Origin of the sequence: Niallia sp. M35 (assembly GCF_050971705.1) — a bacterium.
Lineage (GTDB): Bacteria > Bacillota > Bacilli > Bacillales > Cytobacillaceae > Niallia > Niallia circulans_A.
The window spans coordinates 62,584-84,200 of the sequence record NZ_JBPCEP010000013.1 but is presented as its reverse complement, the minus strand read 5'-3'; the positions used below and the strand labels follow the sequence as shown (position 1 = coordinate 84,200).

Genomic DNA, 21,617 nt, shown 5'->3' with positions numbered 1-21,617 from the left:
ATTGTCTTGATTTTTTGGAAGGAGGGGGACAAATGGCTGAAAAGTCTGCCCGTTCAAAAGAGATTGAAACGGAACTAACCCTTGATCAGGTAAAGGAACAATTAACAGAAGTAGGTAAGAAAACCGGTGTGCTCGCATATGATGATATTGCGGAGAAATTATCTAGTTTTGAATTAGATTCACACCAAATGGATGAGTTTTACGAATTTTTAGGTGATCAGGGAGTCGAATTAATTGGTGATGGAGAAGAAGAAGCTCCAAATGTCCAAGAACTCGCTAAAGGGGAGGAAGAATTCGATTTAAATGACTTAAGTGTTCCCCCAGGTGTAAAAATAAATGATCCAGTTCGTATGTATTTGAAAGAAATTGGAAGAGTCGATTTGCTTTCAGCAGAAGAAGAAATAAACCTAGCAAAACGTATTTTACAAGGTGACGAAGAAGCAAAACGTCGTTTAGCAGAAGCTAATTTACGTTTAGTTGTAAGTATTGCCAAACGCTATGTTGGCCGTGGAATGCAATTCCTTGATTTAATCCAAGAAGGTAATATGGGTTTAATTAAAGCTGTTGAAAAATTTGATTATGAAAAAGGATTTAAATTTAGTACGTATGCAACATGGTGGATTCGTCAAGCGATTACGCGTGCAATTGCCGACCAGGCAAGAACAATCCGTATTCCTGTTCATATGGTGGAAACCATTAATAAATTGATACGTGTTCAACGACAATTACTACAGGATCTTGGCCGCGAACCATCTCCAGAAGAAATTGGAGAAGACATGGATTTATCACCAGATAAGGTAAGAGAGATATTAAAAATTGCACAAGAGCCAGTTTCTTTAGAAACACCGATTGGTGAAGAAGACGATTCCCATTTAGGTGATTTTATTGAGGACCAAGATGCTACTTCTCCTTCAGAGCATGCTGCATATGAATTGCTTAAAGAGCAATTAGAAGATGTATTAGATACACTTACAGATAGAGAAGAAAATGTATTAAGATTGCGTTTTGGACTAGACGATGGTCGCACACGTACACTAGAAGAAGTTGGTAAAGTATTTGGTGTTACACGTGAACGTATTCGTCAAATTGAAGCAAAAGCATTAAGAAAGTTAAGACACCCAAGCAGAAGCAAACGATTAAAAGATTTCTTAGAATAAGTTGCCAAAGGTTTAAGTGGTCTTCAAGTACGATCCTATAAAGAAATAGTTTACTTCCTGTAAGAAGTGGCTATTTCTTTTTTTTAAGGTTTTATTTTTTCTTGGTTTACTTAAATTAAACTACAGGAAGTGATACTTAAAAATGCAAGATCAGCGAAAAACAATTATTGTTAAGGAAATCGCTTATTGGAAAGAAAATAAAATGCTTCCAGAACATTATTGTGATTATTTACTTACCCTATATACAGAAGGTAATGGGGTGGAGGAAAATACAATTAGTAAAAAAAGAAGCGGTTTCTTACTTTCTTCTTTACTATTTTTTTCTTTCATCCCAATAACTATATTTTTATTATATTTTACTGAATTGTCTTTTATTTTGCAAATGGCTATTTCACTAATTTTTCTGATTTTTTGTTTTGGCGGTATTTTTTTGTATAATAAAAAACAGTTAAATGTAGATATACCAGCCACCGTTGCTGCTATTATTTTTCTTTTATTCAGTGTAGCATTTGTTTTGTATTTTTTTGTAAATAAAATAATATTTTTATATATTATTTTATTTCTAAACTGTTTATTTTGGTATATATGCGGTAAAAGGTTTAAACTGCTATATTTTACGATTTCTGCTTATATTGGAGCTTGTTTATTAGTCATACTTGTTGTATCCAAGTATATGTTTAACTAGAACTTGAAATGTGGGGGATATAATGAATACAGATAGATTATCAAAACGATTAGAAACCGTTGCTAAATACATACCTAGAAATTCGAAATTTGCTGATATTGGTTCAGATCATGCTTACTTGCCATGTTATATGATAAAAAGAAAAGAGGTTCAGTCTGCCATTGCAGGTGAGGTGGTGGAAGGACCTTATCAATCAGCGGTTAAGCAAGTAAAACAAGAAGGATTAACTTCGAAAATATCTGTACGAAAAGGAAATGGTTTAGAAGTAATCCAAGGAAATGAAGTAGATTGTATTACCATTGCAGGAATGGGCGGGACATTGATTGCATCTATTTTGGAAAATGGAAAAGAAAAATTGCATTCGGTACAGAGGTTGGTCCTTCAGCCCAATATTAGTGCATTTTCTATTCGCGAGTGGCTATTAAAAAATAACTGGACTTTAGTGGCAGAAGAAATTTTAGAAGAGGATGGGAAAATATACGAAGTTCTAGTAGCGGAAAAAGGGGAATCTCCATCTTTAAACGAAGAAAGTGCCCTATTATTTGGACCATTTTTAATGAAAGAAAAAGATGCAGCATTCGTTAAAAAATGGGAGCTTGAGAAAAAGAACTGGCAAAGAATTCTTACACAGTTGGAATCTGCACCAGATTCTGTGGAAAATACGCAGAAACGGACAGAACTGCAGCATAAGATAAAATTAGTGGATGAGGTGATAAACGATGAAGAATATTAATGGCTATGAAATAATATCTTTATTTGAACAATTTTCCCCTAAAGTGTATGCAATGGAAGGCGATAAAATCGGGCTGCAGGTGGGAGACTTAAGTAGACCAGTTAAACGCGTTATGATTGCTCTAGACGTTCTCGATGAGGTAGTGGAAGAAGCAATATCAAAAAAGGTGGATTTAATCATTGCACATCATCCTCCTATTTTTCGCTCTCTTTCCAAAATAACAATGGACAATCCATCAGGAAAATTAATGCATAAATTAATTAAGAATGATATTACTGTATATGCTGCTCATACGAATCTTGATGTTGCAAAAGGTGGGGTAAATGACCTTTTAAGTGATGCTTTAGGTATACAGGATGCTGAAGTTTTAGTTCCTACTTATGAAGATAAATTAAAGAAATTAGTAGTATATGTGCCGAAAGAACATGTTGAACAAGTGAAAAAGTCGATTGGCGATGCCGGAGCAGGATCAATAGGGAATTATAGTCACTGTGTTTTTTCGACGGAAGGAATTGGAGAATTTCAACCATTAGAAGGAGCCGTTCCCTACATAGGTAGCGTTAATAAGCTGGAGCAAGTAGAAGAAGTCAAGATAGAATCGGTTTATCTTGCTTCGAAAGAAAAGAAAATAGTAAAAGCAATGGTAAAGGCCCATCCTTATGAAGAAGTAGCTTATGATATTTATGATTTAAAGATAAAAGGTGAGCAGTTAGGATTAGGGCGTATTGGAAGAGTAGAAGAGACAACATTGGGAAAGTTTGCTGACCATGTCAAAAAGGTTCTTGAAGTGGACAGAGTGCGTGTAGTGGGGAATTTAGATTCTCCAGTTAAAAAAGTAGCCGTATTAGGAGGCGATGGCAATAAGTATTATTCCCATGCCTTAATGAAAGGGGCAGATGTCTATATTACAGGGGATATGTATTATCATGTTGCCCATGATGCCCAAGCAGTGGGACTAAATATTATTGATCCTGGACACAATGTTGAAAAAGTGATGAAGAATGGTGTAACAAAGGTTTTAAAGAGAATGTGTGAGGAGAAAGGCTATGAGGTGGAAATTTTCCCTTCTGTAACTCACACCGATCCTTTTACATTTGTATAATCTAGATTTAAGGTAAAAAGCGGACAAACTTTTGGAGTGCAGACCAAGGGAGTGTCTGCTTTTTTCTTTGTAAAGAAAGTATAAAAGGGGCGTTTTTTAAGGTGGTACGCTGAAAAAGGAGTGAACGCCGAAGTTAGAGAGAGAAAAGAGTAAAGCGGTGTTCCTGAAAGGGATGAAAGCTGAAATTGGAAAGAGAAGAGAGTAAAGCGTGTTCATAAAAGGAATGAACGCCGAAATTGGAGAGGGAAGAGGACAAAGTGGTGTTCATAAAAGGGATGAACGCCGAAATTGGAGAGAGAAGAGAGCAAAGTGGCGTTCCTGAAAGGAATGAACGCCGAAATCGGAGAGGGAAGAGAGCAAAGTGGCGTTCCTGAAAGGAATGAACGCCGAAAATGGAGAGGGAAGAGAGCAATGTGGTGTTCATAAAGGGGGTGAACGCCGAAATTACCAGTGAAGGAAGAAAACAAGCGTTCATAAAGAGAGAATGTACCAAAATAAAAACAAGCACTCCATTTAAAGAAGAGAGTGCTTGTTCTATACATTATTTCGCCTTAACTTTTGGCAAAATCTTATTTAATGGAACTTTCTTTTCAAATTGCCATGTATTCTCGTCTTCTGGATCGTATTGGTCTAGAAAATTTATTACCTCTTTCGTAATAGGAGTTGGAGTGGATGCACCAGCAGTCACTGCAACACTGCTTGCTCCTTTCAACCATTCTAGCTTGAGTTCTGAGATGTCTGCTATACGATAAGCAGTAGTATGGGCAATTTCTTCGGAAACTTGTGCTAATCGATTTGAGTTATTACTCTTAGGATCGCCAACAACAATTAATACATCCGCTTCACCTGCTTGTTTAGCAACAGCTTCTTGTCTAACTTGAGTTGCTAAGCAGATTTCTTTATGAAATTCAGCTTGTGGGAATTTTTCTTTAATGCTTTCCATTAAATCAGCTACATCCCATTGACTCATCGTTGTTTGGTTGGTAACGAGGATTTTTTCATGGTTAATTTCCAAGCCGCTAAGATCCTCAAGTGTTTCTACTAGGGAGACGGCGTGTGGAGCAACACCAACAGCTCCTTCTGGTTCAGGATGCCCTTTTTTTCCAATATAAATGATGTAATAACCTTCTTTAACCTTTTCGCTAATTAAATCATGAGTTTTGGTTACATCTGGACAGGTTGCATCCAATGTTACTAACCCTTTTTCTTTTGCTATTCTGCGGACTTCTGGTGATACACCATGGGCAGTGAAAATGATTGTTCCCGAATCAACTTTGTCTAATATTTCTTTTCTATTTTGTCCGTCTAATGTGATAATACCTTCCTCTTCAAAGGCATCTGTTACATGTTTATTATGAACAATCATCCCCAAAATGTAGATGGGGCGAGGTAATGTTTTATCTAAAGCAGCATTTCGAGCAATTACCATAGCATCAACAACACCGTAGCAATAACCTCGTGGTGCAATTTTAATAACTTTCATTCTCCGATTCCTCCTGCATGATCCTACTATATAACAAATATATTAAGTTATAGATACTATTATTTCCTTTATAATATAACATGTTTATTATATATAACATAAGAGAGGTTTACAAAGCATAAGTGTCTGGAAAATAAGTTAGCCAAAAAGGATAAAAAAAATACTGACCAATAGAAGCAAAAACCGATCCAATTTAATATACTGAAGGTTTTTGCTAGTTAAGGCCAGTTGAATTTATACATAAAGTTTGGGTTTTGAGGCACCAGATGGGTTTTCTGAGAATGATTCTGTTTCAAAATCATGATGATCTGTTTCTGTTTTTTTAACTTTTTTCTTTGTTTGTGGTTTGCTAGTGGTTTTGTCATTTATTTCCTTACTAGTTTTTTGCTCCGTAACTTCTGTCTCTTCTGTCTCCTTGTTTGAACTTGTTAGTCCTCTATACATTTTCCATATCGCAGGGATGTTTTTCACCATTGGTCCATATTGGTTAATCATGGGACCGATTTGGCTTGCTGTATTAAGGAATTTTTGAGAATTAGCCAAAAATCCATTAATGGAGGAAGGGTTAGTTAACGTTTTTAGCAATCCACCGCCTCCAGAAGCGGCACTTCTTGCTCCAGCATTCGTAGCTGCCCCAGCAGTATTATTGCCTCCTCCAAGTAACCTTGATAAGAGTCCACCGCCTCCGCCATTTCCTCTGCTTGGCATTGCACCTCTCCCCATCGGACCGCCAGGAAAATTTGAAGGACCTCGCATTCCTGGCATTCTTCCGCCCATTGGCGGTCCTTGAAACGGTCCACGCTGTCTTGGTGGCATCATATTTAAAACGCCTCCTTTCACTTATACTACTTTATAGAATATGCAGTTGATACTAATATGTTTAGGTTTTAACAGAAAATTTGGATAGCTAGCAAAAGAAAGATAAAAGCTAGAAATAGAGTAAAATACATTGGTAAAAATAAAAAGGGCGCACGTTATAGCCTTTTAAGCGATTTTTTATTATAATTAAATGATGGACAAAAGAGCTATAGGTAAATGTCAAATCTGTGCACACTCATTTATCTGGCTAATAAGGAGTTTTTATATGAGTAATAATCTATTTAACCAATATGAATTAAAACCATTTATTATAGATGCAATTGATGAATTAGGTTTTTATGAGCCAACGGAAATTCAGCAGAAAGTCATTCCGCTTGTCTTAAAAGGGGAAAGCGCTATTGGTCAGTCGCAAACAGGAACAGGCAAAACGCATTCTTATGTATTGCCGATCATTGAAAAAATCAATCCGGAAAAGCAAGCAGTACAAGCAGTTATTACAGCGCCGACAAGAGAATTGGCTAATCAAATCCACCAAGAAATACAGAAAATTACGAAGCATTCCGCCCAGCCGATTTCTTCGCGATTATTTATTGGGGGAACGGATAAACAACGTTCGATTGAAAAATTAAAAACACAGCCACAAATTGTTGTTGGAACGCCAGGAAGAATTAATGATCTTGTCAACGAGCAGGCATTATTTGTGCATACAGCAAAAATCCTTATTGTAGATGAGGCAGATCTGATGCTAGATATGGGCTTTATTGAAGATGTGGATCAAATTGCTGCAAAAATGCCTAAAGATTTAAGTATGTTTGTGTTCTCAGCAACAATACCTGAGAAATTAAAACCTTTCTTAAAGAAATATTTAGAAAATCCAACCTTTATTCATATTGAGCCAAAGCAGTTAACGGCAGCAAAAATTGAACACGTATTAATTCCTTCGAGACATCGAGATAAAATTACAACGGTATATGAGGCATTAGTAAGCTTTAATCCTTATCTTGCTATTGTATTTACGAATACAAAACAAATGTGTGATGAAGTTGCAAATGGATTATCAAGTAAAGGTCTTAAAGTTGCTAGAATTCATGGTGGCTTAACACCTCGCGAACGTAAAAAAGTAATGAAGCAAATTCTTGATTTAGAGTTTCAATATATTGTGGCAACAGACCTAGCAGCAAGAGGAATAGATATTAAAGGAATCAGTCATGTTATCAACTATGAGCTTCCGTCAGACTTAGATTTTTATGTACACCGTGTTGGTAGAACGGCCAGAGCTGGATATTCAGGCATTGCATTAACGATTTATGAGCCTTCCGATGAGGATAAACTTAATCAATTAGAAAAACTAGGCGTTGAATTTAAGCATATGGATCTAAAAAAAGGTGAGTGGATTGAATTAGATGATCGCAATCGTCGTAAAAACCGCAAAAAACAAGTAGATGAAATTGATTTAAAGGCTAAATCTCTTGTCAAAAAACCGAAAAAAGTGAAACCGGGCTACAAGAAGAAAATGCAGCAGCAAGTAGAAACAATTAAAAAGAGAGAAAAGCGTATTAAGAGTAGAAGAAAATAGGTGAAGAGGAGAGATTGAATTGCTGAAAATAGGTTCACATGTATCAATGAGCGGAAAAAAAATGTTATTAGGGGCGAGTGAAGAAGCTGCTTCCTATGGGGCAAATACTTTCATGGTCTATACAGGTGCACCCCAAAACACGAGAAGAAAGAAAATAGAAGATTTAAATATTGCTGCAGGACAACTTCATATGGAGCAAAATGGAATTGATGATATTATTGTACATGCACCGTACATTATTAATATTGCCAATACTACAAACCCGGCAACCTTTGAATTGGGTGTAAATTTCTTACGCAGTGAAATTGAGAGAACAGAAGCGTTAGGAGCAAAACAAATCGTGTTACATCCCGGTGCACATGTAGGTGCTGGTGCGGATGTAGGGATTAAAAAGATTATTGAAGGCTTGAATGAAGTACTAACAGGAAATGAAAACTTACAGATAGCTCTTGAAACAATGGCTGGAAAGGGCTCTGAATGCGGCCGTACATTTGAAGAACTAGCGATGATTATGGAAGGCGTTACACATAATGATAAATTATCTGTATGCTTTGATACATGTCATACACATGATGCTGGTTATAATATTGTCGAGGATTTCGATGGGGTATTAGAGGAATTTAATCGAATCGTTGGAATAGATAAATTAAAGGTATTGCATATTAATGATAGCAAAAATATCGTTGGTGCAAGAAAAGATAGGCATGAGAATATTGGGTACGGGCAAATTGGCTTTGATGCATTAATGAAAATTGTTCATCATTCAGAGTTAGCGGATGTTCCAAAGATATTGGAAACACCGTATGTTGGTATCGATAAAACAAACAAAAAAGCGCCATATAAACATGAAATTGAAATGATTAAAAAGAAAACCTTTAATGAAAACTTATTGCAAGAAATCCTAGAAAGTTAAAAAAACGCTCATTTGAGCGTTTTTTATTTCCGTTAAGTAGATTACTGTTCGGCAAATAAATTAAATAAATCATTTAGTTCTTTTGCTGTCGCAGGACTTGTTAATTTAGCTACCTCTCTAATTAATTGCGCACGTTCATTAGGCTTAAAAATATTCACTTTTCGGCCGTTAAGGTGATTAGCAAGCTTTACTGCTTCTTCATTTGTAATTTTAATTTTGAATTGCTTGCTGTATTTCAATAATTCAGTAGAGGTTATGTTGTTAATTTTATGATTGATTATGTTTTCAAAAATTTTCATGTCATCACTCCCCATTCTAACATATGAGGGGAATAACAAAAATGTGCTAACTTTTTTGATTTCTTTGGCAAACTTATCTGAATGAGATATCTTTACAACAATCAATCGTTCTTGTATACTGATTTTGAATCATTTATTGTGAATAAATCGTAATGATTACTATAGATTTATATTTATATATTGGGGAATTAACTATTTATCAATATTATGTTTTCTTTCCTCATTATTCCATGTAAGTATTTTATAAAAAGTGTAAGAAATGAGGTGGAGAAATGAATGTACAAACTGCACTTGATATTCTGAAGGAAAAAGGATATAAACATACCGATAAAAGAGAAGATATATTAGCACTATTTTCTAATGAGAATAAATATTTAACAGCTAAGGATGTTCTGGAATCGCTAAAGGATGATTATCCGGGTCTTAGTTTTGATACTATATATCGAAATTTATCGTTATTTGAAGAGTTGGAAATTTTTGAAATGACGGAATTAAACGGAGAGAAGCATTTTCGGTTTACTTGTTCGCACCAACACCACCATCATCATTTTATTTGTTTAGATTGTGGAAAAACAAAAGAAATTATTACTTGTCCAATGGAAGAGTTATCAGAAAGCTTGAAAGGATACGATGTATCTGGTCATAAATTTGAAATTTACGGGAAATGCCCAGAGTGTAGAAACTAAAAAACGAAGCATATCATAGATATCGCTTCGTTTTTTAGAGGTTTTTAGTATCTTTGCAACGAAATGAAGGGGTTATTTCACAGAAGAATTAGCCCATTCATCTACCCATTTTTTTGCTTCACTCCAGGAGGTTACGCGTTTAACGCCGTTAGGAATTGGTTTTCTATTGTAAGGTGTGTCAAAAAGAATAACCGGTATCCCTAATTCTTCATGAAGCATCACTGCATTATCATGCTTATCTTCAAAGAAAATATCGACCTTATTTTTTTTGGCGGCCGCTATTTTATGATGGGAACCAATTAACTCGATATGGTTAAAACTGATACCTTGATTAAGAAACCATTCTTTTGTCAATTCAAGCATTCCTTCGCCTCTAGCACTAATAAAGATAAGTTCATGTTGTTCAGCCCATTCTTGGAGAACAACATTTGCACCCTCGGCAAGAGGAGAGGCTGTATAAATTCTTGCCTCGTTCTCGATAAACCATTTGTCGAATTCCTCATTAGATACATTTACAAGAGGGTAAAATTCGTACTGTACAACATCCTCTAGCGTAATATTTAATTGAAAGCTCTCATTTAAAAAAGGAATAAATGCAGCTGGGCTGGTTACTGTTCCATCAATATCGATTCCAAAACGCAATTTCTTCATTTTGTGCTCCTTTTCCACGTTGTTCTTTTCTAGCTTACCAAATTATAGGGATAAGGGAAAGAAGGAAGGAAGAAATCATGTAAAACTTTAACAGACATACGAATCAAAAACTTGGTGATGATAATAAATGCTCCTATGAAAGAAAGCGAGGGATTATCATGGCAGATCAAAATAGCAATGAAGGATATGGTCACGATTTTCAGGATAGAGAGCGAACTGAATCACCTGTTGATTATTTGGAAGAAACATCAGCAGAAATAACACCTCCAATGACTTATAATGCTACACCTCCGATGACTTCTACTGGTACACGCCCAGTCACTTCTGATGCGGAGGGAGACAGGGGAGTAGTAGGCGGTAAAGGGATTGGTATTACGGCGATAGTTATTTCTATCCTCTCTTTATTTGTAATGCCTATCATTTTAGGGATTGTTGGGATAGTATTAGGATTCGTCGCAAGAAGCAAAGGAGCAAGTTCACTAGGAACATGGGCTATTGCATTAGGTGCTATCTCCATTATCATTGGAATTTTTATTGCTCCATTCTTTTAACAAGAAAAGGCAATTAAAAAATCTAACCTCTTATTTGAGGTTAGATTTTCTTAAATTTATGGCTGGACACTGATAGTATCCATCTCTTTTTCTTCTGCAGCTTTTTTTGCAAAGTATTCCGCTGCAATTGCATCGATTTCTTTCTTTAATTCTTCGACCATCGTATCTTCTGGAACCTTGCGGACTATTTTGCCTTTACGGAAAAGTAGGCCTTCTCCACGAGCTCCAGCAATGCCGATATCGGCTTCTCTTGCTTCTCCTGGTCCATTTACTGCACAGCCTAGCACAGCTACTTTAATAGGTGCCTTTATAGTAGAGATATAATCCTCTACTTCGTTTGCAATACTGATAAGATCAATTTCAATACGGCCGCATGTTGGGCATGAAATTAATGTTGCAGCATTAGAGGAAAGTCCAAATGACTTTAACAGTTCTCTAGCGACTTTTACTTCCTCAACTGGATCAGCACTTAAGGAAATACGTAAAGTGTTACCGATGCCTTTGCTTAAAATAGCTCCTAACCCAGCCGCACTCTTTACAGTACCAGCAAATAACGTACCAGATTCTGTTATTCCTAAATGTAGTGGATAGTCAAAAGCCTTTGCAGCCTTTTCATATGCTTCTATTGCTAAATTAACATCAGAAGCTTTCATGGAAACAATGATATCATGAAAATCAAGGTCTTCTAATATTTTGATATGATGCAGGGCACTTTCAACCATGCCATCTGCTGTTGGATATCCGTACTTCTCCAAGATTTTCTTTTCTAACGATCCGGCATTAACCCCAATTCGAATAGGAATTCCTTTCGCTTTTGCCGCTTTTACAACAGCTTCCACTTTTTCTCTTTTCCCAATGTTGCCCGGATTAATTCGGATTTTATCTGCTCCGCCTTCAATTGCTTTTAAAGCTAAACGATAATCGAAATGGATATCCACTACTAGTGGTATATTTATTTGCTTTTTAATTTCACTGATAGCATTTGCCGCACGTTCATCTGGACATGCTACGCGCACGACTTGACAGCCAGCTTCTTCTAAGCGTTTAATTTGGGCTACAGTAGCTTCCACATCATGTGTTTTAGTTGTGGTCATACTTTGGATAAATAATTCATTACTTCCCCCAATAGTGATATTACCTACTTTTATTGGTCGGGTTTTTGTACGATGTATAATTTCACTCAATGGTGATTCGCTCCTTTTATATTGGACAAGCCAAAATAATTAGCTTTTTATTTAAATCTTGATATCCTTACCTATTGTATCAATGAAACATTGAAATTGACAAGAAACTTGCTAAAAAATGCTTAGCTTTTTACTGGGAGCACCTCAAGGATGGGGATAACTAACTTGTTGATTAAAACAAAAAACTTCCTCAAATTAGATTATTTTTGGAAGTTCTCTTTTATGCTATTTATAAATCGGAAAGAGATAGGTTTTGCCAATTTGAATATCTTCCGGTTTTAGTCCATTATTTAATTTTTGAAAGTCGTTCACTACTGTCTCAAGACTTACGGATAAACCGCCAGTCGAATATTGTTCAACAATTGAGAGAACGGTGTCACCAGATTTTACTTTTTGCTCAAAGGATGAGGCCGAATCTTGAGGTGTGCCCTGTGTTTCTATTGTCGGTTCTTGTTCTTTTCGGGAGGAGAGTGTGCCTTCGTTTAAATCAATATAAATGACATATATGGTAACTAGAACAACAAAGGTAATAAAAAACCTTTTCATCGTAAATCCCCCTAAACTGATTATAGGAAATTATATGCTTGTCCACTATCGATTAGACCAATGAAAATGCTAGGAAGGTGGATATAGGTAAAAAGTCATAAAAATTAACATTAAATTACTTTGCTTTTACATGTTCTTAACAAATATTTGTGAAAATGTTTGAGTAGGGGGGACAAGTAGATGAATAAAACCAAGGACAGGAAAAAAGAAAAGGAAAAGCTTTCTATTCAAAATCGGTTATTTCTGTTTATTTTACCGTTATTTATTATTACAATTTTAATCTTGACATTTATTTCTATTAACAGTTCTACTAAAATGATGATTAAGATGATGCATGAAAGATTAGAAAAAGAGGCAAATACTATTTACGTAATGGCGCAAAATACAATGTTAATGTATGTTGGCCAGGAAGAAAAGTTCCAAACAAAAATGGAACAAATAATTAGAGATCAAGATGCTAGTTTTGCTCAAGAAGGTTTAAATGCCTCTTTTTTTGTACTCACAGAAAAGGAGGTTAAGCCTTTTAAAGTAAGTCAAACGTCTGATTTTACGTGGGAGAATTCCTTCATTCAGAAGATACATGATTTAGAGTCAGGAGTATTGGAAACGAAATGGAATGGAAAAACATATACCGTTGCTTTTCAGCAAATCCAAGAATTGAAGGGGATATATTTATTAGTTGTACCGCAAGAAGAATATTTGCATAATGTAAAGCAATTAAAAAATAGTCTACTACTGTTTTCGGCATTGAGTATTATTATTATAGCAATGGTTATTCGTTTTTTTGTCAAAACGATGGTAAGTCCCTTATTGAAATTACGGGAAATCATGAGGATTGCCAGAAATGGTCATTTAAATGAGGTAACATCCATTAAAACCTCAATACCAGAAATAAATTCGCTTATAAACAGTTACAATTTATTGATTAAGCGGTTAAAGCTTGTCCTATCTGAGATGCAAGCAACAAGCGCTCATTTATCCAAAACAAATGATATATTACATACTGAAGCTGTGCAGATGATTGGAAGTGGAAAAAGCCTCACGGAAATGATAAATACGGTGAAAAATGGAGCTGAGCAAACAGCTATTAGTTCCGAACATAATATTAGTGTTTTTCAAGAAATGAAGGCATTAAGCGAGCAAATTGAAAAAAGCAGCCAGAAAATAAAGGATCATACGGAAGCAATGAATCTCGCTGCTATTCATGGTGAAGAAAATATGAATAATTTGTTTGCCAGCCAACATATGCTACAAGACAAAGTGAAAGTGATATATAGCAATAATGATCTTTTAAATAACCATGCATTATCGATTAAAAAGGTGGTAGAAGATATTAAAGGTTTGGCTGAACAAACTAAGCTTTTAGCTTTGAATGCCACATTAGAAGCGACTCGAGCAGGCAGCCAAGGAAAGGGATTTGCTGTAGTAGCAAATGAAGTGAAAAAACTAGCTGTTTTATCATCTAAATCCGCTGAGGATATTAAATCCTTCACACTCGATATGGATCTAATTATTCAAAAGTCATCATCTGATTTAGAAGATATTCAAATGAACTTTACGAAAAGTGAGGGTTTAGTTCAAAAAGCAACAGTTTCCATTAATCAGTTATTGCAAGGAATTTCTCTTGTCAATACGGGACTAAAGGAAAATCATTATTTATTAAATGAACTTCAAGCCTTTTTTCCTAAAATGGAACATAGTACACTCCATGTTACATCGATTAGTCAACAAACACTTGCTAGTTCTGATGAAATGAAAAGAATAGGAGACATACAGCAAGAGAGTATTCAGGTAAATGCAGAGATAAGTGCTAGATTAACAACGTTAGTAGCAGCCTTAGAAGAGAATATTAAGATGGAAGAACAAACAGCTCCTAAGGATGGGAGCGAATAAATTAAATGATCAGACGACTAATCCCGTTCGTAGCTTAAGGGAGACAATATCCTTTATAAATAAAAAAGCCAAACAATTGCACAAAGCGTTCGTGATTGTTTGGCTTTTTTTCTAAAATACCTAGCCTATTTTTTTAAGGTTGTAGTGGCTTTTCTGTTTGTATTTCTTTAATGGCTAAGCAGACAAGGAATAAACTAATAAACCAATTTAATAAGTATCCATTAGGAACAACTGTCTGTAAACAATCCATAATAGCAAAGAAAATTACTGGAATAGTGATACTGTAGACAGTGATTTTCCAGCACTGTGCATAAGTCAATCCTTTGCCGAATATTCTCGCGAAAAAGCTTCCAAACATAGCAAGCACAAGAGTTTGTAAGACTTTATAGAGAAGCATGAACAGAATGTAAATAACAACTAATATAATGATAAACACATAGGATAATGAATCCATTCCTTGGATAAAGTCAATGAGCTCCTCACTTGTCATGGTAAAGTTACCGAATGAGGAATAGGCAAATGTTTGAGCTTGTCCAGAAGTTACTATTACGAATTCATTCTTTAAAAGGGCTACTGTATTGCCGTAGGAACTAACCTTCGCGTGATCATAAGTTCCTGAGGAATCAACAATGATTGTTAAATCCGGTTTTTCAATAATAGTAGGTTCTTCATTATTATCTGTATGTAGGATATTATCACTTATTGTAAAAGAAGGTACTTCGTCCTCCATGGTTACACTAAACGTATGTATTGCTTCATTTATTCCCTTATTTAAATAATATAGATTAGGTAGTGAGGCAATAATCGTCAAAAGCAACAAATAAATAATGGTTTTTCCGATACCTTGAAAACGGAAGCTTGCTATATCTTTTGGAGAATAGAGGCTTCGATAAAACTGCTTAAAAATATTCATTCTTACACATCCTTCAAAAGTTTCATCCCTATTGTATCTTTTTACAACCGATAGATACAAGTCCGAGCATTTGATTTGCAGAAAAAAGTGTGGTAAACAAGATGAATGGGTAACATAATAGATAAATAAGAAGAAAAGAGGATCGTTATGGATATTATTTATTGGACAATTATCAGTATATTATTCATTATTGCGTTTATTGGACTGATTTATCCAATCATTCCAAGCGTGATCTTTATATTAGCCGGTTATCTTTTATATGGTCTGTTCTTTTCATTCGAAGAACTTAGTATCCTTTTTTGGATTATCCAAGGTATGTTTGTAATCTTATTATTCTTTGCCGATTCCGTATCCAATTGGATTGGAGTAAAGAAATTTGGAGGGTCAAAGGCTGGTATCTGGGGAAGTACAATAGGGTTACTTATAGGTCCTTTTGTTATTCCTGTGGTAGGAATTCTTCTTGGCCCATTTATTGGGGCGGTCCTAGCTGAACTCGTGGTTAGTAAGACAAATTGGAAGAATGCCCTGAAAATAGGAGTAGGTTCATTAATAGGCTTCCTAAGCAGTGTAGTAACAAAAGGAATTATCCAAGCAATCATGATTATTTATTTCCTCTTTAAAATATAAAAAAAGCTTATAAGATGAAACTTACAAACCTCTTTCTAAAAAAATGAATAAAAAACCCGAACGATTATTCGAAAGCATTGGCATCTTCAGATACTTGTTCGGGTAACTATTTGTTTGAAGTAATGGTATATCAGCTTCTTTTAATTAAGTCCACAAATATCGACCGGACAGTTTTGACAATCAACTGCTCTTTTTAAATAGGCAAGGTTTTTCACGGTGATTTTTTGGTTGCTATAGTCTATTACTTCCCTTTCTCTTAAATCTTTTAATATTCGTTGAATCACTTCTCGTGTTCCAAAAGTTAAGTTTGCTAATTCTTGATGAGTGATAGGGATATCAATCAAAATTCCTTCATTATTTTTTATTCCAAAGGAATGACATAATCGGATTAAAATACTGTAAAGTCCCCCTTTTTTTCCATTCATAATAAGATCTTGGCATTTCATATGTGCTTTTAGATAGCCTGTACTTAACCAACTTGTAATAGAAGTTAATAAGACTGGATCTTTTAATGCTAATTGTTCAAATTCTGTTCGATCTATAGCAAGGACATCACAATCAGTCATACTTTTCGCAAAAAAATAGTATTTAGGAGAATGTTTAAATAATTGATATTCTACTAACAACTCCTCATCATGAAGGATTTTAATGACGAATTCTTTTCCTTTTTCGTGTACTCTTCCAAGCGAAATGGTTCCATTTAATAATATATATATCTTTTGGACAGGGTCTTTTTCTTGGAAAAGTAAAGTCCCTTTTTTTATATGCTCTATTTTTTCAATCTCAAAAAAATGTTGTATAAGTAAACTATATAATGATAGCTGCACTTCATTCATAGGAAAGCACTCCTCTAAAAAGCCTCTTTCCTTGATTAAAAAACATTGTGAAATATTTGTCAATCTGAAAATGGGATATATTGGAATAGGAGAAAGTGTAATAATATTTAGGAATATCAGGAATGTTGATGCATAGGGCGAAAATGGAAAAATGACAATTTAACGAACTTATTCAAGGAGAAGTTTTAGATATAATTAGTATATTTATAAATAGGTAATTCTTTGGGGTGATGTTAATCACAAGAGAATATAAGCATTGTTACTTAAGAATTCCAAGAGAGAAAGTTAAAAATTTAAAGCAATAAAATGATTTTCTACTTGCTGAACGCGAAAGGAAAAAGGCAATTGGCATTAGGTGTTTAAGCTCATTTATTCAGATGTTTTAAAATAATAACAAATGGGTACTTTAAAGAGGGAATCTTTTCAAGCAAATTGATTGAAAGTAAGCACTTTATTTGATAATGTATTGTTAAAGGCCTTCTCATATAATAATTGTCGGAATAGGGCAAACTATTAGAGGGAAGAACATAATACATAAAATATTAGGAGGAATTAGACATGGCTTATTCATTACCACAATTACCTTACGCTTATGATGCATTAGAACCACACATTGATAAAGAAACGATGAACATTCACCATACGAAACATCACAATACTTATGTGACAAATTTAAACAATGCATTAGAAGGAAATGATGAATTACTTTCTAAAACAGTGGAAGAGCTTGTATCTAATCTTGATGCAGTTCCAGAATCTGCTCGCACTGCAGTTCGTAACAATGGTGGCGGTCATGCAAACCATTCATTATTCTGGGAAGTAATTTCTCCAAATGGTGGCGGTCAACCAACTGGTGATTTAGCTGCTGCTATTGACAGCAAGTTTGGAAGCTTTGAAAACTTTAAAGAAGAATTTTCAAAAGCTGCTACAACTCGTTTTGGCTCTGGTTGGGCTTGGCTAGTTGTGAACAACGGTGAATTAGAAGTTACTAGCACACCAAATCAAGATAATCCATTAATGGAAGGTAAAACACCTGTTTTAGGATTAGATGTTTGGGAGCATGCATACTACTTAAATTATCAAAACCGTCGTCCTGAATACATTAATGCATTTTTCAATGTTATTAACTGGGATGAAGTAGCTAAACGTTTTGCTGCTGCAAAATAAGAAATAGAAATGTAAAAACCTGTAAGCATATATTGCTTACAGGTTTTTTTGTCCCATTTTATTTATCATAATTTGGTCTTATTTTCATAATTGTTAGTTTTTATATATAATGCATAACGAAATTTGTTTTGTTAGAAACTACTCTAGAACAAAGGGGAGTTTCTATGATGAAAATAGGAAAATTAATAGGTGATGTAGAGCTAACAAAAGACTTGAAAATTTTGTTGCTTACAGGGGGGCTGTACTCACTTAGTGTAGCACTTTCTAATACTTTCGTTAACGTGTTTTTATGGAAACAATCAGGTGAATTTAGAGATTTAGGCTTGTATAATCTTGCGATAATCTTGTTGCAGCTATTTACCTTTACACTTGCTGGCAGATGGGCGAAGAAAATTGATCGAGTTATTGTATTTCGAATTGGAGTAGCTTTCCTTACCATCTTCTATTTAACAGTATTATTAATAGGAGATAAAGCATCAACGTTTCTGTTAGTACTGGGAGCCATTCTTGGAATTGGCAACGGATTTTATTGGTTAGCTTATAATGTCTTAACTTTTGAAGTGACAGAACCAGATACGAGAGATTTCTTTAATGGTTTTTTAGGATTGTTAAATTCTGTTGCTGGAATGATTGGACCAATGATTGCAGGATATATTATCTCCCAGCTCACGAAGTCAACAGGGTATATGATTGTTTTTGGAATGTCTCTTGGGCTTTTTCTTCTCGCAGTTGTTTCAAGTTTCTTTCTAAAAAGACGGCCAGCAGAAGGTAAATATTTTTTTAAAAGAATTGTCAAAGAGAGAAAACATAATTATAACTGGAAATTGATTACGAATGCCCATTTTTTCCAAGGTTTACGAGAAGGTGTCTTTGCATTTATAATAACTGTCTTTGTTTATATAGCAACAGATAGTGAATTGGCTTTAGGAAAATTTGGGTTGATCAATTCAGGAATTTCCTTTATTGCCTATTATGTTGTTTCAAGGACAGTCAAAAATAAGAATCGTAATAAGTCCATTTTAATTGGCGGAATAATGTTATTCTTATCGATGTTTATTATTGTTTTTGACTTTTCTTATACGAAATTATTGATTTATGCAGGTATAATAGCTATTGCTTACCCACTGATTTTAGTACCTTACACCAGCTTGACTTTTGATGTTATCGGAAAAGGCTGGAAAGCAGGAGAAATGAGAATAGAATATATAGTAGTGAGAGAATTATTTCTCAATTTGGGAAGACTTTTATCGGTTATTCTTTTTATCATTGGCGTCAGTGTATTCAATCCAAATAAAGTAATCCCAATACTGTTATTTATACTTGGGAGCGGACATTCTCTGATCTATTTCTTTGCTCGAAAGATTAGATGGAAAACGGCATAAAGCAAAAAAAGGATTTGTCATATTTACAGATCCTTTTTTTGCTTTATCAATAAGTTGAGAAAAGAGTATTCAGTTAAATATAAAATAATCATATAGTAATCTTTGTAAATTTCCTTTAAAATAGAAAATAGGAAAGTTTTGGAGGAAAAGGTGGGATCGATCGTGGGGGAAAAAAAGAAAAAAAAGAGAAATCCAATACCTTTAAGGGTAAATATTATCTTCTTTGCGGTATTTTTATTGTTTTCAGCACTTATTTTAAGATTAGGATTTGTCCAAATTGTTTATGGAGATGAATATAAAAAGCAAGTCGAGAAAAAAGAGGACATTACTATCAGCACATCTGTTCCAAGAGGAGAAATTTATGATCGAACGGGAAAAAGCATTGTAAGTAATGTCGGAAAAAATGCGATTACCTATACGAATTGGAAAAAATATAAACCGAATGAAATGCGGGATACCGCTGAAGAATTAGCAAAAATTATTAAGATGGACAGTGAAAAAGATCTAAAAAAAATATCAGAAAGAGATAAAAAGGATTACTGGATTCTCATTCATCCGAAAGAAGCAAAGAAGAAAATATCCAAAAAAGAAAATGAGAAACTACAACAACAACATAAGGATGACAATAAAGAATACCAAAAAGCATATGATGAGCTTTTACGTGAGCGAATAACAGAAGCGGATTTAAACACACTTACAGATCTAGATATGGAAACATTAGCTATTTATCGCGAATTTCAAAGCGGATATTACTATACACCACATATTGTTAAAAATGAAGGTGTTACTGATAAGGAAATCGCTATAATCAGTGAAAATTTGGACAAACTGCCAGGTGTCGATACAGTTCGAGACTGGGACAGAAAATATGATTTTGGTTCGACATTAAAAACCGTATTAGGGAATGTCAGTACTTCACAAAGAGGCGTTCCTGCAGAAGAAAAAGACAGTTATATCGCTAAAGGTTATAGCATGAACGATAGAGTCGGACTAAGCTATTTAGAAAAGCAATATGAGGATATTTTAAAAGGACAAAAGAAAAAGGTTAAATTTATCAAAGATAAAAAGGATGAAATTGTTAATTCAGAAGTGATTGCCAACGGAGCTGCCGGAAATGACTTAGTATTGACAATTAATATGAAATTACAGCTAGAAGTAGAGAAAATTATTGAAGAAGAGCTGAAAAAGACGAAATATGGCTATGCTGGCACCCAATATTTAGATAGAGCATTTGTTGTATTAATAGATCCCCATACGGGCGAAGTATTAACAATGGCCGGAAAGCAGTTAGGCAAAGATGATAAAACAGGCAAGCAAGTTGTGCAGGATTTTGCATTAGGAAATATTACAACTTCTTATAATGTTGGCTCCGTTGTCAAAGGTGCAATGGTATTAACCGGATATAAAGAAGGAGTTATTTCTCCAGGTTCTTATATACAAGATGCTACTATGCAAATAAAAGGGTCAAATCCTTTTAAATCTTGGAAACAAATGGGCATGATTAGTGATTTGAAAGCATTGCAGGACTCATCTAACGTCTATATGGCTAAAACAGCTATCATGATTGGAAAAGGACATTATGCATATATGCAGCCATTAAATATTGACGTGGAAGCATATCCTAAAATAAGGAATTCTTTTTCAGAATTTGGTTTAGGGGTTAGGACTGGAATTGATTTACCAAATGAAATGGCTGGGTTCAGAGGAGCAGTGGATCCCAATCAGCCAGCGAATCTAATGTTCTTGTCGATTGGACAATATGATACTTATACAAACATGCAATTAGCACAATATGTTTCAACAATTGCTAATGGAGGATATCGTATTCAGCCACACATAGTGAAAGAAATACGCGAGACTTCTAAGGAAGAAGGAAAGTTAGGACCGATAGTTCAAGAAATTCAACCGAAAGTATTAAATAAGTTGGATTTGAAGCCTGGGTGGATGGAACAAATTCATAGAGGATTTCGTCTTGTAATGACAAGTGGTACAGGAGCCAAAGCTTTCGCGGGTTCTTCTTATAGTCCAGCGGGAAAAACTGGTACGGCTGAGGCATTTTATGATGGACCATTAAGAAAAAATAAAGATGGAGAACCACCACAAGTAATGAATGTCAGCTTAATCACCTATGCGCCTTCCGAAAACCCAGAGGTTGCCATGGCTGTCATGGTTCCTTGGGTATACACAACCAGTGAAGGGCCATCGCCAAACTTAACTATCGGAAAGCGTGTTATGGACAAATATTTTGAATTAAAGAAAGAAAAAGAATAGTTTAAGAGATTCATAAATAAAAAACATTATCTATGGGTATAGTCGTTACTGCCTTTTAGATAGTGTTTTTGGTTTTTTTTGGATAAAAGAAACGTGGATATATAGAGGTATTTACTCTCATATTAATGAATAACAGAGTAAGT

At 34.8% G+C, this 21,617-nt stretch carries 21 protein-coding genes; 13 read left to right on the top strand and 8 right to left on the bottom strand.

The window, feature by feature from the left end:
* Nucleotides 1-32 precede the first annotated feature (32 nt).
* The 4 genes from rpoD to NiCM35_RS18615 all read left to right on the top strand — a co-directional run bounded on the left by rpoD (nt 33) and on the right by NiCM35_RS18615 (nt 3,677).
* Nucleotides 33-1,157 carry an RNA polymerase sigma factor RpoD gene (gene rpoD / locus NiCM35_RS18630; protein WP_047941284.1) on the top strand — a complete coding sequence of 375 codons (1,125 nt, stop codon included), beginning with the start codon at nt 33-35 and terminating at the stop codon, nt 1,155-1,157.
* Nucleotides 1,158-1,299: 142 nt separating this feature from the next.
* A complete protein-coding gene (locus NiCM35_RS18625; protein ID WP_123257989.1) occupies nt 1,300-1,842 on the top strand; it encodes a hypothetical protein in 543 nt (180 codons plus the stop codon).
* A gap of 22 nt (nt 1,843-1,864) precedes the next feature.
* Nucleotides 1,865-2,575, top strand: coding sequence for a tRNA (adenine(22)-N(1))-methyltransferase (locus NiCM35_RS18620; protein WP_433780496.1), 711 nt, complete (start codon nt 1,865-1,867; stop codon nt 2,573-2,575).
* On the top strand, nt 2,562-3,677 hold the full coding sequence (locus NiCM35_RS18615; RefSeq protein WP_095333848.1) for a Nif3-like dinuclear metal center hexameric protein: 1,116 nt from the start codon (nt 2,562-2,564) through the stop codon (nt 3,675-3,677). Before NiCM35_RS18620 ends, NiCM35_RS18615 begins: the two co-directional genes overlap by 14 nt.
* Before the next feature lie 541 nt (nt 3,678-4,218).
* On the opposite strand, the gene NiCM35_RS18610 is transcribed toward NiCM35_RS18615, so the two are convergent.
* Together NiCM35_RS18610 and vrrA are read right to left on the bottom strand one after the other, a co-directional pair.
* Nucleotides 4,219-5,160 carry a 4-hydroxy-3-methylbut-2-enyl diphosphate reductase gene (locus tag NiCM35_RS18610; RefSeq protein ID WP_095333850.1) on the bottom strand — a complete coding sequence of 314 codons (942 nt, stop codon included), beginning with the start codon at nt 5,158-5,160 and terminating at the stop codon, nt 4,219-4,221.
* 234 nt (nt 5,161-5,394) lie between these two features.
* Nucleotides 5,395-5,979: a VrrA/YqfQ family protein gene (gene vrrA / locus NiCM35_RS18605; RefSeq protein ID WP_235850356.1), complete on the bottom strand. Its 585-nt coding sequence runs from the start codon at nt 5,977-5,979 to the stop codon at nt 5,395-5,397.
* Nucleotides 5,980-6,244: 265 nt separating this feature from the next.
* Between vrrA and NiCM35_RS18600 the strand changes: the two genes are divergently transcribed.
* The gene (locus NiCM35_RS18600; protein WP_123257988.1) at nt 6,245-7,555 is read left to right on the top strand and encodes a DEAD/DEAH box helicase; all 1,311 of its coding nucleotides are present in this window, start codon (nt 6,245-6,247) and stop codon (nt 7,553-7,555) included.
* A gap of 19 nt (nt 7,556-7,574) precedes the next feature.
* Complete coding sequence (locus NiCM35_RS18595; protein WP_095333854.1) at nt 7,575-8,468, top strand: deoxyribonuclease IV; 894 nt, start codon at nt 7,575-7,577, stop codon at nt 8,466-8,468.
* Between the two features lie 41 nt (nt 8,469-8,509).
* On the opposite strand, the gene NiCM35_RS18590 is transcribed toward NiCM35_RS18595, so the two are convergent.
* Nucleotides 8,510-8,767 (bottom strand): DUF2624 family protein, encoded by a 258-nt coding sequence (locus NiCM35_RS18590; RefSeq protein WP_016202998.1) that lies wholly within the window; start codon nt 8,765-8,767, stop codon nt 8,510-8,512.
* A 272-nt stretch (nt 8,768-9,039) separates the two neighbouring features.
* Between NiCM35_RS18590 and zur the strand changes: the two genes are divergently transcribed.
* Nucleotides 9,040-9,453 (top strand): zinc uptake transcriptional repressor Zur, encoded by a 414-nt coding sequence (gene zur / locus NiCM35_RS18585; RefSeq protein WP_095333856.1) that lies wholly within the window; start codon nt 9,040-9,042, stop codon nt 9,451-9,453.
* A 72-nt stretch (nt 9,454-9,525) separates the two neighbouring features.
* Here zur and NiCM35_RS18580 read toward each other — a convergent pair whose 3' ends face one another.
* Entirely contained in the window at nt 9,526-10,104 is a 579-nt protein-coding gene (locus NiCM35_RS18580) for a hypothetical protein (RefSeq protein WP_095333858.1), read from the bottom strand.
* Nucleotides 10,105-10,262: 158 nt separating this feature from the next.
* On the opposite strand from NiCM35_RS18580, the gene NiCM35_RS18575 reads away from it, so the two are divergent.
* The gene (locus tag NiCM35_RS18575) at nt 10,263-10,655 is read left to right on the top strand and encodes a DUF4190 domain-containing protein (RefSeq protein WP_095333860.1); all 393 of its coding nucleotides are present in this window, start codon (nt 10,263-10,265) and stop codon (nt 10,653-10,655) included.
* A gap of 56 nt (nt 10,656-10,711) precedes the next feature.
* Here the strand turns inward: NiCM35_RS18575 and ispG are convergent, their stop codons facing one another.
* A complete protein-coding gene (gene ispG / locus NiCM35_RS18570; RefSeq protein WP_171510336.1) occupies nt 10,712-11,830 on the bottom strand; it encodes a flavodoxin-dependent (E)-4-hydroxy-3-methylbut-2-enyl-diphosphate synthase in 1,119 nt (372 codons plus the stop codon).
* Between the two features lie 234 nt (nt 11,831-12,064).
* Nucleotides 12,065-12,385, bottom strand: coding sequence for a LysM peptidoglycan-binding domain-containing protein (locus NiCM35_RS18565; protein WP_095333861.1), 321 nt, complete (start codon nt 12,383-12,385; stop codon nt 12,065-12,067).
* A 180-nt stretch (nt 12,386-12,565) separates the two neighbouring features.
* On the opposite strand from NiCM35_RS18565, the gene NiCM35_RS18560 reads away from it, so the two are divergent.
* Nucleotides 12,566-14,278, top strand: a complete 1,713-nt coding sequence (locus NiCM35_RS18560) for a methyl-accepting chemotaxis protein (protein WP_095333863.1) — start codon at nt 12,566-12,568, stop codon at nt 14,276-14,278.
* A gap of 133 nt (nt 14,279-14,411) precedes the next feature.
* On the opposite strand, the gene NiCM35_RS18555 is transcribed toward NiCM35_RS18560, so the two are convergent.
* Entirely contained in the window at nt 14,412-15,191 is a 780-nt protein-coding gene (locus NiCM35_RS18555; RefSeq protein ID WP_123260849.1) for a DUF1189 domain-containing protein, read from the bottom strand.
* 147 nt (nt 15,192-15,338) lie between these two features.
* Between NiCM35_RS18555 and NiCM35_RS18550 the strand changes: the two genes are divergently transcribed.
* Nucleotides 15,339-15,818 carry a DUF456 domain-containing protein gene (locus NiCM35_RS18550; protein ID WP_095333866.1) on the top strand — a complete coding sequence of 160 codons (480 nt, stop codon included), beginning with the start codon at nt 15,339-15,341 and terminating at the stop codon, nt 15,816-15,818.
* A 140-nt stretch (nt 15,819-15,958) separates the two neighbouring features.
* On the opposite strand, the gene NiCM35_RS18545 is transcribed toward NiCM35_RS18550, so the two are convergent.
* On the bottom strand, nt 15,959-16,654 hold the full coding sequence (locus tag NiCM35_RS18545; protein WP_095320794.1) for a Crp/Fnr family transcriptional regulator: 696 nt from the start codon (nt 16,652-16,654) through the stop codon (nt 15,959-15,961).
* 558 nt (nt 16,655-17,212) lie between these two features.
* On the opposite strand from NiCM35_RS18545, the gene NiCM35_RS18540 reads away from it, so the two are divergent.
* The 3 genes from NiCM35_RS18540 (at nt 17,213) to NiCM35_RS18530 (ending at nt 21,474) form a co-directional block, all read left to right on the top strand.
* Entirely contained in the window at nt 17,213-17,821 is a 609-nt protein-coding gene (locus NiCM35_RS18540; RefSeq protein WP_095333868.1) for a superoxide dismutase, read from the top strand.
* 164 nt (nt 17,822-17,985) lie between these two features.
* The gene (locus tag NiCM35_RS18535) at nt 17,986-19,203 is read left to right on the top strand and encodes an MFS transporter (protein ID WP_095333870.1); all 1,218 of its coding nucleotides are present in this window, start codon (nt 17,986-17,988) and stop codon (nt 19,201-19,203) included.
* 150 nt (nt 19,204-19,353) lie between these two features.
* Nucleotides 19,354-21,474 carry a peptidoglycan D,D-transpeptidase FtsI family protein gene (locus tag NiCM35_RS18530; protein ID WP_328824423.1) on the top strand — a complete coding sequence of 707 codons (2,121 nt, stop codon included), beginning with the start codon at nt 19,354-19,356 and terminating at the stop codon, nt 21,472-21,474.
* Nucleotides 21,475-21,617: the final 143 nt, after the last annotated feature.